This is a genomic window from Haloarcula onubensis (genome assembly GCF_031624605.1).
GTDB classification, from domain to species: domain Archaea; phylum Halobacteriota; class Halobacteria; order Halobacteriales; family Haloarculaceae; genus Haloarcula; species Haloarcula onubensis.
This window is the reverse complement of sequence record NZ_JAMQOS010000001.1, coordinates 159,060-175,056: the sequence shown is the minus strand read 5'-3', so window position 1 is coordinate 175,056 and position 15,997 is coordinate 159,060. Positions and strand designations below refer to the sequence as shown.

The window sequence follows — 15,997 nt, the reverse complement described above, 5'->3', positions numbered from 1 at the left end:
GGAAACTCATGGCAAGTGAAAATACGGAGTCAGTCCTGCAGCGACTGACCCGGCTCGACTCCATGGATTCGGAGACGCGCGACGGCATCCTGTTCGCGCTGCCCTACTTGCTGGTGTTCTCCGTGTTCCTGCTCTATCCGCTGTTGAAGGGGTTCTACATGAGCCTCTTCGACTGGAACGCGTTCAACCCCTCGCAGTCGGAGTTCATCCTGTTCGAGAACTACGTCCGGATGCTCCAAGACCCGGCGTTCTACAAGGCGGTCCGCGCGACAGTCGTCTTCGTCGTGTTGACCGTGCCGACGCTGGTCGGTCTCGGACTGTTGCTCGCACTCGGCGTGAATCAGGACATCAAGGGCAAGCGCTTCCTGCGGACTGTGTTTTTCAGTCCCTACGTGCTGACCGTCTCGGTCGTCTCACTCATCTGGGCCGGACTGTACGCCCCCGAGTACGGACCGCTCAACTACTACGTGGGGTTCCTGATGAGCAATCCCCCCTCGTGGCTGAACAGCTTCACGTTCGCGATGCCAGCGGTGGCACTCGCCACCATCTGGTGGACCGTGGGATTCAACTTCGTCATACTACTGGCCGCCAGACAGGGGGTTCCCGAGCGACTGTACGAGGCGGCACGCATCGACGGGGCCAGCACGTGGCAGGCGTTCAAGGACATCACGCTCCCCCAGATGCGGTCGGCGATTATGTTCGTGACCACCGTCCAGCTCATCGCCTCGTTCCAGGTGTTCGGACAGGTGTTCATCATGACCAACGGCGGCCCGGGCAACTCGACCCAGACACTCGTGATGTATCTGTACCGGATGGCGTTCCGTCAACAGGAGTTTGGCTACGCGGCCGCAATCGGCTACTTCCTGTTCTTCGTGCTCGTGAGCGTCTCGATAATCAACTACAAGTTCATCGGCGGTGACGACGAATGAGTACCGAAACACGACTGAATATCCCACGTCCGAAGACGATTGGCCTGTACGTCTCCCTGTACGGAGCAGCGTTGCTGTTCATCACTCCGTACCTGTACATGCTGTCGACGTCGCTGAAAACCGAAGCGTTCGCGTTCTCCCAGAAACCGTACTGGATACCGCCCGAGATATCGTTCCGGTGGTACGAGGCGATCCTGAACGGGACGCCGATACTGCAGTGGCTGATCAACACGCTCGTCATCGCCGGCGCGACGACGATACTCGTCGTCATCCTCGACTCGATGATCGCGTTCTCGCTCACCAAACTCGACTGGCCGGGCAAGCGCATCGTCTTCGGCGTCATCATCGCGAGCTTCATGGTGCCCATCTACGCGAACATGGTGCCGCTGTACACCATCATCTCGGACTTCGGGCTCCTCAACAGCCCGCTGGCGGTCATCCTGCCGTTCAGCGCGATTCCGATCGGCGTGTTCCTGTTCACGCAGTTCTTCAAGGACCTCCCCGACTCGGTGGTCGAAGCGGCGAAGATAGACGGGTTCAGCACGTTCCAGATATACCTGCGAATCGTGCTGCCGCTGATGAAGCCGGCTATCGCCGCGCTGTCGCTGTACACCTTCGTCTACACGTGGAACCAGTTCCTCTGGCCGCTCATCGTGCTCCAGGGGTCCTCGTCGTTCACGCTGCCGGTCGGCATCGTGACGATGCAACCGACGCAGGTGTTCCAGCCCGGTGCCGAGATGGCCGGAACGCTCATCGCGGCCGCACCGCTGTTCATCGTGTTCCTCATCCTGCAGGAACAGCTCGTGAACGCGGTCCAGATGCAGGGGACGACGGGATAATGTCGGGTTCGGGCGAGGGTGACACCGGACGCGCCCCCGCACACAAGCGGACCTTGCGGTTCGTCTACGAGCACAGCGTGACCCTCGTCGCGGTGAGTGTCGCGTGGTTCGTCGCGTCGCTCCCGCTTGTCACCGTCGGCCCGGCGACCCTCGGCGCGTACGCCGCGGTTCGGTCGCTCCGGGAGGCCGGGGCGCTCGACAGGCGCCGCGTCGCCGGCGTGCTTCGACGGAACGGCGTCCACGCGGCGCTGTTGAGTTTCCTGCCGGTGACGTTCTTCGCCGCCGCAGGGCTCTATCTCCGCGGGGGCACACCCAACAGCGGGTTCGAGATAGTCATCGCCGTCGTCGGCGTCTACGTCGGGGCCTACCTCGTCGTCGCACTGGTTCCGACGTTCGTCGCGATGGCGGCCGGCGACCCACCGGCGGCGGCGCTCAAGCGGGCCTACGTGTGGACGGCGAGCAAGCCGACGGCGGCGCTGTCGCTGGCGCTCGTCACCGCCGTCATCTTCGCGGTCACGGCGCTGTTGACCATCGGGTTCGTCCTGCTGTTCCCGGCGGTGGCGTTCTCGTACCACGTCGAATACCTGGCCGACGATTTCGACGTGACCACGGCTGTAGACCCGTCGAGGACCGCGTCAGCGCCATTTGCCTAGGTCCACTTCCCTTATTACCACCAAACAAGAACGACACGTGAAGGAAATGAATCAGACCCAACCAATGACAATGCGTCACAGACCGGTAGGCACTATCGCTGCGAAGACGTCGGGGAGACAGCCCCCACCCGCGGCGGTCTCTTCGGAGGCGTACAGATGAAACTCGACAACGCAGTCCAGAGCGTCGCGGGACGGTCGAGTCGCTCGTTGAACGGACAGTGGCAGTTGCGGCCCGACAGCGGCGACGTCGGGACCGACGAGGAGTGGGGCGCCCGCGAGGCGTGGCCCGACGGCGAGGGCTACTCGATTGCGGTCCCCTCAGCGTGGCAGGAGATAGACGACCTGGCCGATTACACCGGTGTCGCGTGGTACCGGCGGAGCGTCGAACTCGAGTCGGTCCCCGACGGAAAGCAGTTCGTCCTCGGGTTCGGCGCGGTCGACTACCACGCGACGGTCTACGTCAACGGCGTCGAGTGTGGCGACCACCGCGGCGGCTACCTCCCGTTCGAGGTCGACGTGACCGAGGCGCTCGAACCCGGAGAGAACGTCGTCACCGTTCGCGTCGCCGACCCCGAGGACATCAGCGAGATACCCCACGGGAAGCAGGGCGAGCCGTGGTACACGCGCGTCAGCGGCATCTGGCAGGACGTCACCCTCGAAACCAGGCCCGTACTCCACGTTTCGGAGCTGAAACTGACCCCGGACCTCGACGACGACGCGGTCCACGTGGAGTTCACGACCAGCGGGACTGGAGCGACGGACCTCTCCGCGACCGTACAGGTACGCGAGGAGGACGACGTCGTGGCCGAGACGACCTGTCAGGTCGACTCCGAGGGCGCGACCACGGTCTCGATATCGATTCCGGACGCGACCTACTGGACGCCCGACCGACCCGCGCTCTACGACGTCGACGTGGCGCTCTCGGCCGACGGTGCCACCGTCGACAGCTACACGGACTACTTCGGGATGCGCGAGATTAGCACCGAGGACGGACGGCTCTACCTCAACGGTGAGCCGCTGTACGTCCGCGGCGCGCTCGACCAGGGGTACTACCCGGAGACGCTGTACCGGCCCTTCGACTCGGACCTCTTCGAACACGAGATTCGGACGGCCAAGGAACTCGGGTTCAACATGCTCCGGAAACACATCAAGCCGGCCCACCCGGAGTTCCTCGAACTCGCGGACCGACTGGGCATCCTCGTCTGGGAGGAGCCCGCAAACCCCGCGCGATACACGGAGCGGTCCAAGCGGGAGGTCCGCGAGCAGTTCCGCGGGCTCGTCGACCGCGACTTCAACCGGCCGAGCGTCGTCGTCTGGAGCCTCTACAACGAGGAGTGGGGCATCGGTCACGCCGAGGACGAGCCGTTCATCTGGGAGGACGAGGAGAAACAGGCGTATCTGGCCGAGTTCTACGAGACGGCGAAACGCTGGGACCCGACGCGGCTCGTCTGTGACAACTCCGGGTGGGCCCACGTCGCGACCGACATCAACGACTACCACCGCTACTTCGCCAGTCCGGACCGCTCGGCCGGGTGGGGCGAGGACCTCGACGCGATGGAGTCGACCCCCGAGGACAACTACGCCGCGACCCACACCGACCCCGAGTCGGCCCCCGTCATCGTCTCGGAGTTCGGGATGTGGGGGCTGTCGGACACCGAGGCGCTCGAAGCGTTCTACGGCGGCGAACCGGACTGGTACAACCACCCGTTCCTGACCGGGTCCGACGGCTCGGTGAGCGAACGACAGGCCAACTTCGAGTCGAACCTGCGGTCGCCCGCCGGGTTCGAGAAACGCTTCGAGGAGACGCACCTCTCGGAGACGTTCGACGGCCTCTCGGAACTCGCCGAGGTCTGGCAGTGGCGAGAGCAGTACTCCAACAAGGACGTCGTCGAACAGATGCGCGTCCACGGCGGCATCTCGGGGTACGTCATCACCGAGTTCAGCGACATCGAGTGGGAGTTCAACGGCATCCTCGACTACCGCCGCGAGGAGAAGGCGTTCCACGACGAGTTCGCCAACATAAATAGCGAGTTGCTCGTCACCGCCGACCCAGACAGTCACGTCGTCTGGGGCGGCCACGAGGTCGCCGCCTCGGTGACCGTCGTCAACGACGGCCGCGACGTCCACCGCGGGACCGTCGACTGGTCGCTCACCGCCGACGAGAGCGGCGAGACGGTCGACGAGGGCAGCTTCGAGGTCGCGGTCGACGCCCACGCGCGGTCGCGACCGCGGACGGTCGAGGCGCTGACGCCCCGGGCCGGGGAGACCGGCACCTACACGCTCGAGGTGGCGTTCACGAGCGACCCGGCGGGCGAGGGCGACCCGGCGACGGCGAGCAACGAGGAGACGGTGACGGTCGTCGAACCGGCGCGGACGCCGAACCACGACGTGACGGTGTTCGTCCAGGAGAACTACGTCGCCGACCGCCTCATCGGGTCCCGCCACGACGTGACCCGCGAACTGACCGACGAGGCCGACCTCGCGGTCGCCTCCACGTTAGACGAGGGGATTCGCGGCTACGCCGAAGCGGGCGGCACGGTCCTGTTGATGCCGCGACTCCACGAGGTGACGCCCGCGGACGACCTCTTCGAGTATCGGGAGCTCCCGAGAGGCGAAGACTGGAACCTCTGTTCGGCGCTGTACACGCACGACAGCCCCCTCATCGCGGACCTGACCGGGAGCAAGCGGCTCGACTGGGCCTTCGAAGACATCTATCCGAACGCGCTGGTCGAGGACCTCGACGCCGAGCGCGACGACGTCCACGTCGAGTACGTCCAGGGCTGGATCGCCAACTGGGGGAGCCCGCTGGTCACCCGCTCGGTCGGCGACGGGCAGGTGTGCGTGACGACCTTCCCGCTCGGGCAAGCACACGGCGAACACCCCGTAGGGACGGTGCTCCTCGAACGGCTCATCGCCGACCGGTCGGAGACATGACTACGCCGAGAGAGACAACATGACGACGATTACCAACTACGAGCTGTTCGAAGTGCCGCCGCGGTGGCTGTTCCTCCGGCTGGAGACCAGCGACGGCGTCGTCGGCTGGGGCGAACCGGTCGTCGAGGGGCGAGCCCACACGGTCCGGGGCGCGGTCGAAGAGCTCATCGAGACGTACCTGCTCGGCGAGGACCCGACCCGAATCGAGGACCACTGGCAGGCGATGTACCGCGGCGGCTTCTACCGCGGCGGCCCCGTGTTGATGTCGGCCATCGCCGGCATCGACCAGGCGCTGTGGGACATCAAGGGCAAGCAGTTCGGCGCCCCCGTCTACGAGCTCCTGGGCGGCCCGGTTCGGGACCGGGTTCGCATCTACCAGTGGGTCGGCGGCGACCGGCCCGCCGACGTCGGCGAGGCGGCGGCGGCGAAAGTCGACGCCGGGTTCACCGCGCTCAAGATGAACGCGACGGCGGAGTTGCGCCGGGTCGACACCCCGGAGGCCGTCGCCGAGGCGGTCGAACGGCTCGGCGAAGTCCGCGAGCGGGTCGGTCCCGCCGTCGACATCGGGGTCGACTTCCACGGCCGCGTCAGCAAGCCGATGGCAAAGCGCCTCGCGAGCGCGCTGGAACCCCACGAGCCGTTCTTCATCGAGGAGCCGGTGTTGCCGGGGCACAACGACGCGCTCCCGGAGATAGCGGCCCGGACCTCGACGCCCATCGCGACCGGCGAGCGGATGTACTCGCGGTGGGACTTCAAACAGATATTCGAGAACGGCGCGGTCGACGTCATCCAGCCGGACCTCTCACACGCCGGCGGCATCACCGAGGTGAAGAAGATAGCGGCGATGGCCGAAGCCTACGACGTGGCGATGGCACCACACTGCCCGCTGGGCCCCATCGCGCTGGCGTCGTGCCTGCAGGTCGACGCCGTCGCCCCGAACGCGCTCATCCAGGAGCAGAGCCTCGACATCCACTACAACGAGGGCAACGACGTGCTGGACTACCTCGTCGACCCCTCCGTGTTCGACTACGACGAGGGGTTCGTCGAACTGCCCGACGGGCCGGGCCTCGGCGTCGAAATCGACGCCGACTACGTCCGCGAGCGCGCCGAGCAGGCGGTCGACTGGCACAATCCCGTCTGGCGACACGACGACGGCAGCGTCGCCGAGTGGTGACCGGCATCTCATAGTACCGTTTACGACCAACCGACACCGACGAAACAACCGACACAGGACACATGACAACCGAACAATGGAGCGCCGACGAAGCGTGGAACTGGTACGACAAGCAGGACTGGCTCGTGGGGTGTAACTACCTCCCGAGTACGGCGGTCAACCCGACCGAGATGTGGCTCGAAGCGTCGTTCGACCCCGAAACCATCGACCGCGAACTCGCGTGGGCGAGCGCGGTCGGGATGAACACCCTCCGGGTGTTCCTGCAGTACGTCGTCTGGGAGGACGACCCCGAGGGACTCAAAGAACGGATGGACGAGTTCCTCGCTATCGCCGACCGACACGGGCTGACGACGATGTTCGTCTTCTTCGACGACGTCGCCTTCTCCGGGGACGAGCCCTATCTCGGGCCCCAGAAAGACCCGATTCCGAACACCCACAACAGCCAGTGGACGCCCAGTCCCGGTCACGAGCGAGCCGTCGACAAGTCGACGTGGCCACAGCTGGCCGACTACGTCCGCGACATCGTCGGCGAGTTCCGCGAGGACGACCGGGTCGTCATCTGGGACGTCTACAACGAGCCCGGCAACAGCGAGATGGGCCAGCAGACGCTGCCGTTGCTCCGCGAGTCGTTCGACTGGGTCCGGGAAGCGGACCCGACACAGCCGGTCACCGCGGGCGTCAACTGGGACCCGAACCGGACCGAACAGAATCGGATAGGCAGCGAACACGCCGACGTCATCTCCTTTCACGACTACAGCGAACTCGAGTTCACGGAGGAACGGCTGGAGGACATCGACTCGTACGACCGGCCGGTCCTCTGTACGGAGTGGCTGGCCCGGACGCGGGACAACCACGTCCGGACGCACCTGCCGTACTACAAAGAGCGCGGTATCGGCTGTTACACGTGGGGCTTCGTCAACGGGAAGATTCAGACGAACCTCCCGTGGAGCACCGCCCAGACCTCTATCGCCGAGGCGATAGAGGACGAGGACACCGACACCTGGTTCCACGACCTGCTCCACGGGGACGGGACGCCGTACCGCCGAGAGGAGGTCGAACTGCTGGTAGAGCACACCGGCCGCGGGGACCTGAGCCGGCTGCCAGAGACGGGCGATGAGTGAGTCCGACGCGGGGCGACACGCCGACGACGTCGCCATCGTGACCGGGTCGACCAGAGGTATCGGCGCGGGCGTCGCGAAGCGACTCGCGGCAGAGGGCGCAGCCGTCGTCGTCAACGGCCGGTCGGAAGCGGAGGGCGAGGCGGTCGTCGAATCTATCCGCGACGACGGCGGCGAGGCGGTGTTCATCGAGGCCGACATGCGCGACCCGGCGGCGATAGCGGCGCTCATCGAGGAGGCCGCCGAGCGTTACGGTCGCGTCGACGTGCTCGTCAACAACGCCGGGGTCCAGACCGAGACGACGGCGACCGAAGCGACCATCGAGGACTGGGAGTTCGTCGTCGAGACCGACTTCCGCTCGTTCTGGCTGTGTGCCAAACACGCCGTCGAAGTGATGCCGGAGGGCGGGACCATCGTCAACATGTCCTCGAACCACGCGTTCCTGACGATGCCCGGCCTGTTCCCGTACAACGCGGTGAAGGCCGGCATCAACGGGATGACCCGCGCGCTCGCGCTCGAACTCGGCCCGCTGGGGATTCGCGTGAACACCATCAACCCCGGCTGGATAGAAATCGAGCGCACCAGGGAGGAACTCAGTGCGGACGACCGCGAGCGGGTCGAATCGATGCACCCGCTCGGTCGCATCGGGACGCCCGACGACGTCGCCGCGACGGTGTCGTTCCTGACGAGCGACGAGGCGTCGTTCATCACCGGGGCGAGCCTGCTGGTCGACGGCGGCCGCTCCGCCGTCATGCAAGACCACAGCTTTCTGGAGTACAGCGACAGCCGCTAAGCGGCCCCTGTATCGCAGCTATCGGGCGATATCTCGCCCGTCGCGTTCGAGAATTCGCTCGACTTCCGCCGGCGTGACGACCGCGAGGTCGCCCTCCATCGTCCGCTTGAGCGCGGCGGTCGCCGCCGCGTACGAGAGCGCGTCGTCGACGCCGTCGCCGGCGATGCGCCGGGCGAGGTAGCCGCCGACGAACGCGTCGCCGGTGCCGATGGCGTCGACGGTGTCGGTCTCGAAGGCTGGCTGGTCGACCACCGCCCCGTCGGCCAGCCCGAGCGCGCCCTCGTCCCCGCGAGTGACGATGACCGTCTCGAAGTCGAAGTCGGCCGCCAGTCCGCGGGCGAGGTCCTCGGCCGTGCCCTCCCGGTCGAGCACCTGGTGTACGTCGCGCTCGGCCGCGACGAGGACGTCGACGTCCGCGAACAGCGACTCGTAGGCCCGTCGCGCCTCGCTCGGCGACCACAGCTTCGAGCGGTAGTTGAGGTCGAACGCCGTCGTCGTGCCCGCCGCCCGCGCCGTCGCCAGGAGGTCGGCCGTCGTCTCGGCGAGCGTCGGGGAGAGCGCGGGGGTGATGCCGCTCGTGTAGAAGACGGCGGCGTCACGAATCGCGTCGCGGTCGAGTTCGGCCGGGCGGGCAGTGGTAATCGCCGCGTCGGCGCGGTCGTAGATGACCGTCGTCGGCCGCGGGTCCGCCCCCCGCTCGATGTAGTACGCGCCCTGTCGCGCGTCGTCGTCCCACGCGATTCGCGGCTCGACGCCGTGTTCTCTGACCTCGTTTGTCACCCGGCGACCGAGCGGCGAGTCGGGGAGCTTCGAGAGCCACACCGACGACGCGCCCAGGCGCGCGGCCGCGATGGCGACGTTGCTCTCGGCGCCCGCCGTGCGAAATTCGAGCGTCGTCGCCGTCTCAAGTCGCGTCCCCGCCGGCGGATTCAGGCGGAGCATCGTCTCGCCGAAGGTCACGAGGTCGGCCGTCATCGGTGCGCCTCGGCCAGTCTGGCGAACTCGCTCGCGGTCTCTGTCAGGGCGTCGAACTCGCCGGCGTCGATGGCGTCGGCGTCGACGATGGCGCTCCCGACGCCGAGGGCGACGGCGCCCGCCTCGAAGAAGGCCGCCGCGTTGTCCAGCGTGACGCCGCCGGTCGGAACGAGCGGGACCTGTGAGAGTGGGCCGTTGATGGCGCCGACGTGCCCGGGACCGACGGTCGAGGCGGGGAACAGCTTACAGAAGTCCGCGCCCGCCTCCGTCGCGGTCTGTGCCTCCGTCGGCGTCATCACGCCGGTCGCGACGGGCGTCCCGTACCGGTTGGCCATCTCGATGACGCCGGTGTCGACCGTCGGCGTGACGATGAACTCCGCGCCGGCCAACTGGACGGCCCGAGCGGTTTCGGCGTCGAGGACCGTGCCTGCGCCGACGACGACGTCGTCGACCTCGTCGGAGACCCGGCGAATCATCTCGACTGCCCCGGGCGTATCGACGGTGATCTCTATCGTGTCGATACCCCCCGCCGCGATGGCGCGGACGACATCCGTCGCGGACTCCGACGGGATACCTCGAAGAATCGCGATAACCCCGGAATCGACGACACGCTGGTGGACCTCGGCTTTGCTCATGCTTCGTGTGATGCTCCGAGCGAAAATATATAACGTTGATGATAGTGGATATCGTCTGCAGCGGCGTCGAGTCCGTGAGACACACGCCCGTCCGAGCCGTTCGTCCGGTGTATCCGAATCGTCGACGGAGTGATAATCGGAATCGCGCCCCGTAGTTCGGGTTCGATTCGGGCCAAATTCCGTTCTATAAGCACATATGCCACATTTATAAGTTCGAATTGTCGATATTGGTACAGTAGATAGGGACTTTTCGAGCCGTATTCTTATTCTTGGAACCGAATAGTGTCTAAGCTCCGCTTTTTAGCACTATAAACGAGTCAACCACACCTATCGAGTCCACGCGATGGCAGGCGCTACGGGGTGGATGAACGGCCAGACTCCAGAGTGGAGACACACTCGGACAGTGTATCGACGAGCGACCGGCGCCGGATTCGCTACCGCGTGGGGGTCCCGGGGAGTCCACAAAGGAGTACCGCGACTACGGAGCCGTCACGCCTCGTCCAGTTCGTCCTGCCAGCTTTGGACTTTCGCCATCAGTTCGACGGGCGGCGTCTCGTTGACATCGAGGTCCCGTAGCTCGTCGAGGACCGCCGCCGCCTCCGCGTCCAGCGCCTCGCCGGCGTCCGCCGCGTCGCCGGCCGCTCCCGGGCTCCCGTCCGTCTCGACGCGCTCGCCGCCGGTCGCGAACTCGCCCGACGAGAGGTCGAAGACGGCCTGCGTGGTCCCGCCACCGGACCCGCCCTGGACCTCGATGGCCTTGTCGTCGCGCAGTCGGTCCAGCACCGCCCGGGACCGCGAGACGACGGGGTCGGGCACGCCGGCCAGGTCGGCCACGTGAACGCCGTACGAGCGGTTCGTCGGGCCGTCTCTGACCGTGCGCAGGAAGGTCACGTCGCCGTCACTCTCGTCAGCAGCGACGTGGACGTTCTCGACGGTCGGCAGGGAGTCTCCCAGCGCCGTCAGTTCGTGGTAGTGAGTCGCAAAGAGGGTGAAGGCCCCCACCTCGTTGGCGATGTACTCCGTGGCCGCCCACGCGATGGAGATGCCGTCGAACGTCGCCGTCCCGCGGCCCACCTCGTCGAGGATGACGAGCGACTCGTCGGTCGCCGAGTGGAGGATGTTGGATAGCTCCTGCATCTCGACCATGAACGTCGAGCGGCCCTGCGCGAGTTCGTCGAGCGCCCCGACGCGCGTGTAGATACCGTCCACGAGGCCCACCGTCGCCGCCCGCGCGGGGACGAAACTCCCGGTCTGGGCCAGCAGCGTAATCAGGGCGGCCTGTCGCATGTAGGTGGACTTGCCGCTCATGTTCGGGCCGGTGACGATGAGAAAGCGCCGGTCGCGGTCCATGAACAGGTCGTTGGGGACGAAGTCGGTGGCCTGCTCGACGACCGGGTGCCGGCCGGCCTCGATGGCGAGTTCGTCGCCGTCGGTGAGTTCGGGGCGGGTCCAGTCGTTCTCGACGGCGTGGCGGGCGAGCGACGCCAGCGTGTCCACCTCCGCGAGCGCCCGCCCCACGTCCTGGAGCAGCGTCGCGTGGTCGGCCACCCGCTCGCGCAACTGCTCGAACAGTTCGTACTCCATGTCGTGGCGCCGTTCCTCCAGTCGGAGCACGGCCCGCTCTTTCTCGTCGAGTTCCGGGATGGTGTAGCGTCTGGAGTTCTTGAGGGTCTTTATCTCCTCGTAGGCCTCGGGGACCTTCTCGGTCTCCGATTTCCCGACCTGGATGTAGTAGCCGTCCGTCTTGTTGCGGTCCACGGAGAGGTGGGTGATACCCGTCTGTTGCTTCTCGCGGTCTGGCAGCGTCTCCAGCCACTCCAGGGCGCCCTCGTGCTCGTCGATGAGGTCGTCGAGAGCGTCGTCGTACCCGCGGCGAAAGAGCCCGCCCTGGGTGACGGTCCCCGGTGGCTCCTCGACGAGCGCGTCGTCCAGTTCCGCGGCGAGGCCGGCGGCCGCGTCGCGGTCGACGGTCGCCAGCACGTCCGAGAGCGGCGAGTCGGCCAGCCGCTCGGTCTCGGAAACGGCGTCGGCCACCGCGTCGAGCAGGACGAGCGTCTCCCGGACCGCCCGGAGGTCCCGGGCGTCGGCGCTGCCCGAGGTCGCGCGGGCCGCGAGCCGTTCGAGGTCGTAGCCGTCGGCGAGCGTCTCCCGAATCGCCTCGCGGGCCATCGCCTCGCGAGTCAGCGCCGCCACGGCGGTCTGCCGGCGGACGAGTTCACCCCGGTCGCGTCGGGGGCGCTGGAGCCAGCGTTTCAGCAGTCGGCCGCCCGCGGCGGTGACGGTGTGGTCGACCGTGGCAAAGAGCGACCCCGAACTGTCGCCCTGCATCGTCTCGGTGAGTTCGAGGTTGCGCTGCGTGGTCGCGTCCAGCGAGACGTGCTCGCGGGCGCCGTAGGCCCGCAGTCGCGTCACCGCCGCCAGCGTCCCGACGCCGGTCGACTCGACGTACGAGAGCACCGCGCCTGCGGCGGCGATAGCGGCGTCGTCGTCCGCGATGCCCACACTCGACAGCGTCTCGGGGCCGAACTGCTCGCGGACCCGATGACGGGCCCGCCCCGGCGCGAACGACTCCGCCGCGTGCAGCGACACCGCGGCGTCGGAGCGGTCGTCGAGTGCCGCCAGGAACTCGTCGTCGTTCCTGAGTTCGGGCCCCGGCAACACCTCGGCGGGCGAGAAGGTGTACAGTTCTGTCAGGACCGCTGCGGCGTCGGCGTCGTCCAGTTGCGTGACTTGGAACCGACCCGTCGTCACGTCGGCGACGGCGAGCCCGTAGGTGTCGCCGTCAGCGCCGCGCCCGCCGTCGTGGCGGACGACGGCGGCGAGGTGCTGGGCGCTGGCGTCGCCCGTCGCCAGATGCGTCCCCGGCGTCACGACTCTGGTTATCTCCCGGGCGTGACCGTCCGCGGTCTCGTGCTGGTCTGCCACGGCGACCCGGTAGCCCCGCTCGACCAGCGCGGAGACGTAGGGGGTCAGGTCGTCGACCGGAACACCGGCCATCGGGTACTTCGAGCCGTGGGAGGACTTCTGGCTCACCTTCAGGTCCAGTTCCGCGGCCACCAGTTCGGCGTCGTCCGCGAAGAACTCGTAGAAGTCGCCACACTGCATCGCGAGAATGTCGGCGTCGGTCTCCTCCTTGAGCGCGAGGAACTCCCCGACGATACCCGTCGCCTCTGTCATACCCGTCCGTGTGGCCGTCCCCGGCGTAAGGATTGCGGGTGCGGGGCGGAACTGGTCGGGCCGAGTCGGCAGGGCGAACGCGGGTCGACACGCAGACAACATATCGCTACATAGCGGTATAGAGACGCGAACGTACCGAAACCGCCAATTACGTGCTCACTCCACGTCGACCAGAGCCATCAATGACAGCCCAGTTCCGCGTCGCTTTCGTCTGTGTGCAAAACGCCGGCCGCTCCCAGATGTCGACCGCCTTCGCCGAGCGCGAGGTCGGAGAGCGCGGCCTCGAGGCCCACGTCGACGTCGTCACCGGCGGGACCCACCCGGCCGACAACGTCCACGAGGAGGTCGTCGAAATCATGCGCGAGTTAGATATCGACCTCGCCGAGCGCACCCCGCGGGAGGTGAGCACCGCGGAACTCGAAGCCTGTGACCTCGTGGTGACGATGGGCTGTTCGACGCTCGACCTCGACGCCGACGTGGAAGTCCGGGACTGGGCGCTGGAGGACCCGGACGGGCAGGACCTCGACGCGGTCCGGGCGATTCGCGACGACATCCGCGAGCGCATCGCCGACGTGTTCGACGACATCGAGGCGCGCCTGGAGACCCCCTGAGCCCGAAGGCGGCGGTCCGGTGGCGGCCTTTCGGCGGTCAGGTATATACCGCCCGGTGGATAAGCGGCCTGCAATGGATAGGTTGGACCGCGGCTGGGTCGCCGGAGCGTTCACACTACTTCTCGTCGCGTCGCTGGCCGGGAGCGGTGTCGCCGGAGGGGCCGACGCCACGTCCGGGCCAGCGGCCGTCGAATCGGTCGGCCCGTCGACCGCCGGGTCCCTGTCGGCCGCCGCGACACAGACGGACGACGCCATCGTCCGGACGAACCGCTACGCGCTGACGCCGGACCGGCCGGGGTCGGTGCGGGTGACGATAACGTACGAGATGCCCGACCGGGTACGGTCGCTGGAGACGTATCTCGCCGACGACGGCACCGTCACCGACACGGACGGGTTCGCCCGCGTCAACGCGACGACCTACGAGTGGGACGAGTCGACGGCGACGCCGAGTATCACGCTGACGTTCGACCCGAACGAGACGACCACCCGGACGGGACCGGAGGCGGCGTCGGGCCGGTATCTGTTCGCCGACGCGGGCGAGTGGGCGCTGTTCAGGGGGTTCCGGACGACCAGCCGGTTCAGCTACTCCGGGTCCGAGCCGGGGTTCACTCGCCGCGCGCGGACGGTCGGGCCGGGCGCGACCGGCGAACGCGTGGTGTATCTCGGCGACGTGTCGACGATGGAACGGCGGGCGAACGGCCAGCGGTTCCGGCTGGTAGTCCCCGAAGCGGCGGAGCTGTCGGAGTCGCCCGACGCCGTCCTCGACTCGCTGACCAACGCCTCGGGGTCCCTGCGAATCGGTGACCGCGACGAGCGCGTGGTCGTCTTCGCGGCCCCGACCGACGGGGTCGAGTGGGCCGTCCGTGGACTGGCCACCGGCGATTCGGACGTCTGGGTCCGGGACTTCGAGCGGCTCGACGAGCCGGCCAACGTCTGGGTCCACGAGTACGTCCACACGCGACAGGCCTTCGAGACGACGGCCGAGACGCGGTGGCTCACCGAGGCGACCGCACAGTACTACGCCGCCCAGCTGACGCTCGAACAGGAGCGCATCGACTTCGAGGCGTTCCGGCGCGAACTCGCCCGCGGCGAGCGGTCGACGTACGACGACGTCGTGCTCGCCGCCCCGTCGACGTGGACGGGAAACGCCAACTACGTGAAGGGCGCGCTGGCGGCGGGCCGACTCGACGTGGTCATCCGACGGGCGACGGACCAGTCCGGGACGCTCGAAGGGGTGCTGCGGGAGTTGAACGAGCGGGAGACGCGCGTGACACAGGCCGAGTTCCTCGCCGCCGTCGAGGCGACCGGCGGGGCCGAACCCAGGGCGACGGCCGTCGCGGTGACGGAGACCAGCGAGGCCCTCTCGATGTGGGACCAGCGGACCCAGACGCGGCTGTTCGGGGCGGTCCCGGCTCGGATTAGCTACGCGCTCCCGACCGGGACCGACGGCTACCGGGCGGGCGGACCGTATCGGAACGACACCGTCTCGGCGACGCCGGTGCGGCTGGCGACCGGCGAGTCGCTGACGGTCGAGACGGTCGTCAGCAACCGCGGCGGCGAGGCGGGCGCCTACAACGCCACGCTGACCGTCGACGGGCGCGCGGTCACGTCGGCGGCCGGCACCGTCGAGGCGGAGAGCGAGCGGACGGTCCCGCTGTCACACACCTTCGAGCGGGCCGGCGAGTACACGCTGGGCGTGGGCGAGGAGACGGTCACGGTCGTCGTCGAGGCGCCCGCACAGCCGACCGTCGGCGAGGTCGGCGTGGACAGCGAACGGGTCCGGGCGGGCGAGACGGTGGTCGTCACGGCGGCGGTGCGCAACGACGCGGCCGTCCCCGCCAACGGCAGCGTCGTGTTCACGCGGGACGGCGAGACGGTCACACGGCGGGTGGTGACGCTGGCACCGGGGAGACACACCGAGCTATCGGTCGATATCGAGTTGCCGACGGCCGGGACGGTGCGGCTGGGCGCCGGTTCGGCGACCCCGGTCGCAGTCACCGTCGTCGCGCCGACCGAGACCGCGACCACCGACGGGACGGCGGGGCCGAGCGGCGCCAGCGGACCGGGCTTTACCGCGACGACGGCCGTGCTGGCGGTCCTGGCGGCGCTGCTGGCACGCCGGCAGTGAGGTTGAAAAAAAACGGGACGGCCGTGGGGCG

Annotated in this window: 12 protein-coding genes; 9 read left to right on the top strand and 3 right to left on the bottom strand. The window is 67.7% G+C overall.

The features are described 5' to 3' along the window. Positions 1-62: 62 nt before the first annotated feature. The 7 genes from NDI86_RS01035 (at position 63) to NDI86_RS01005 (ending at position 8,440) form a co-directional block, all read left to right on the top strand. Positions 63-929 carry a carbohydrate ABC transporter permease gene (locus NDI86_RS01035; RefSeq protein WP_417936242.1) on the top strand — a complete coding sequence of 289 codons (867 nt, stop codon included), beginning with the start codon at positions 63-65 and terminating at the stop codon, positions 927-929. Further along, entirely contained in the window at positions 926-1,768 is an 843-nt protein-coding gene (locus NDI86_RS01030) for a carbohydrate ABC transporter permease (protein ID WP_310898529.1), read from the top strand. The genes NDI86_RS01035 and NDI86_RS01030 overlap by 4 nt, the downstream gene beginning before the upstream one ends. After that, positions 1,768-2,421, top strand: coding sequence for a hypothetical protein (locus tag NDI86_RS01025; RefSeq protein WP_310898528.1), 654 nt, complete (start codon positions 1,768-1,770; stop codon positions 2,419-2,421). Before NDI86_RS01030 ends, NDI86_RS01025 begins: the two co-directional genes overlap by 1 nt. A 156-nt stretch (positions 2,422-2,577) precedes the next feature. Beyond that, positions 2,578-5,355 carry a glycoside hydrolase family 2 protein gene (locus tag NDI86_RS01020; RefSeq protein ID WP_310898527.1) on the top strand — a complete coding sequence of 926 codons (2,778 nt, stop codon included), beginning with the start codon at positions 2,578-2,580 and terminating at the stop codon, positions 5,353-5,355. A gap of 19 nt (positions 5,356-5,374) precedes the next feature. Beyond that, positions 5,375-6,529, top strand: a complete 1,155-nt coding sequence (gene dgoD / locus NDI86_RS01015) for a galactonate dehydratase (protein ID WP_310898526.1) — start codon at positions 5,375-5,377, stop codon at positions 6,527-6,529. A 62-nt stretch (positions 6,530-6,591) separates the two neighbouring features. Beyond that, the gene (locus tag NDI86_RS01010) at positions 6,592-7,650 is read left to right on the top strand and encodes a cellulase family glycosylhydrolase (RefSeq protein ID WP_310898525.1); all 1,059 of its coding nucleotides are present in this window, start codon (positions 6,592-6,594) and stop codon (positions 7,648-7,650) included. Next, positions 7,643-8,440: an SDR family NAD(P)-dependent oxidoreductase gene (locus NDI86_RS01005; protein WP_310898524.1), complete on the top strand. Its 798-nt coding sequence runs from the start codon at positions 7,643-7,645 to the stop codon at positions 8,438-8,440. The genes NDI86_RS01010 and NDI86_RS01005 overlap by 8 nt, the downstream gene beginning before the upstream one ends. Positions 8,441-8,458: 18 nt before the next feature. On the opposite strand, the gene kdgK1 is transcribed toward NDI86_RS01005, so the two are convergent. From kdgK1 to mutS, 3 genes are all read right to left on the bottom strand, one after another. After that, positions 8,459-9,415, bottom strand: a complete 957-nt coding sequence (gene kdgK1, locus NDI86_RS01000; protein ID WP_310898523.1) for a bifunctional 2-dehydro-3-deoxygluconokinase/2-dehydro-3-deoxygalactonokinase — start codon at positions 9,413-9,415, stop codon at positions 8,459-8,461. Then, on the bottom strand, positions 9,412-10,050 hold the full coding sequence (locus tag NDI86_RS00995; protein ID WP_310898522.1) for a bifunctional 4-hydroxy-2-oxoglutarate aldolase/2-dehydro-3-deoxy-phosphogluconate aldolase: 639 nt from the start codon (positions 10,048-10,050) through the stop codon (positions 9,412-9,414). Before NDI86_RS00995 ends, kdgK1 begins: the two co-directional genes overlap by 4 nt. Before the next feature lie 489 nt (positions 10,051-10,539). Beyond that, entirely contained in the window at positions 10,540-13,227 is a 2,688-nt protein-coding gene (gene mutS / locus NDI86_RS00990; protein WP_310898521.1) for a DNA mismatch repair protein MutS, read from the bottom strand. Positions 13,228-13,409: 182 nt separating this feature from the next. Here mutS and NDI86_RS00985 point away from each other — a divergent pair, with 182 nt between their 5' ends. Then, the gene (locus tag NDI86_RS00985) at positions 13,410-13,838 is read left to right on the top strand and encodes an arsenate-mycothiol transferase ArsC (protein ID WP_310898520.1); all 429 of its coding nucleotides are present in this window, start codon (positions 13,410-13,412) and stop codon (positions 13,836-13,838) included. A 73-nt stretch (positions 13,839-13,911) separates the two neighbouring features. Continuing rightward, positions 13,912-15,966, top strand: coding sequence for a hypothetical protein (locus tag NDI86_RS00980; RefSeq protein WP_310898519.1), 2,055 nt, complete (start codon positions 13,912-13,914; stop codon positions 15,964-15,966). Positions 15,967-15,997: the final 31 nt, after the last annotated feature.

What these genes read in the sequence shown, in the direction of transcription:
- NDI86_RS01010 (WP_310898525.1), top strand. Translation starts at nt 6,592, where the DNA reads ATGACAACCGAACAATGGAGCGCCGACGAAGCGTGGAACTGGTACGAC.
- NDI86_RS01020 (WP_310898527.1), top strand. Translation starts at nt 2,578, where the DNA reads ATGAAACTCGACAACGCAGTCCAGAGCGTCGCGGGACGGTCGAGTCGC.
- NDI86_RS00980 (WP_310898519.1), top strand. Translation starts at nt 13,912, where the DNA reads ATGGATAGGTTGGACCGCGGCTGGGTCGCCGGAGCGTTCACACTACTT.
- NDI86_RS00985 (WP_310898520.1), top strand. Translation starts at nt 13,410, where the DNA reads ATGACAGCCCAGTTCCGCGTCGCTTTCGTCTGTGTGCAAAACGCCGGC.
- mutS (WP_310898521.1), bottom strand. Translation starts at nt 13,227, where the DNA reads ATGACAGAGGCGACGGGTATCGTCGGGGAGTTCCTCGCGCTCAAGGAG.
- NDI86_RS01030 (WP_310898529.1), top strand. Translation starts at nt 926, where the DNA reads ATGAGTACCGAAACACGACTGAATATCCCACGTCCGAAGACGATTGGC.
- NDI86_RS00995 (WP_310898522.1), bottom strand. Translation starts at nt 10,050, where the DNA reads ATGAGCAAAGCCGAGGTCCACCAGCGTGTCGTCGATTCCGGGGTTATC.
- NDI86_RS01025 (WP_310898528.1), top strand. Translation starts at nt 1,768, where the DNA reads ATGTCGGGTTCGGGCGAGGGTGACACCGGACGCGCCCCCGCACACAAG.
- dgoD (WP_310898526.1), top strand. Translation starts at nt 5,375, where the DNA reads ATGACGACGATTACCAACTACGAGCTGTTCGAAGTGCCGCCGCGGTGG.
- NDI86_RS01035 (WP_417936242.1), top strand. Translation starts at nt 63, where the DNA reads ATGGATTCGGAGACGCGCGACGGCATCCTGTTCGCGCTGCCCTACTTG.
- kdgK1 (WP_310898523.1), bottom strand. Translation starts at nt 9,415, where the DNA reads ATGACGGCCGACCTCGTGACCTTCGGCGAGACGATGCTCCGCCTGAAT.
- NDI86_RS01005 (WP_310898524.1), top strand. Translation starts at nt 7,643, where the DNA reads ATGAGTGAGTCCGACGCGGGGCGACACGCCGACGACGTCGCCATCGTG.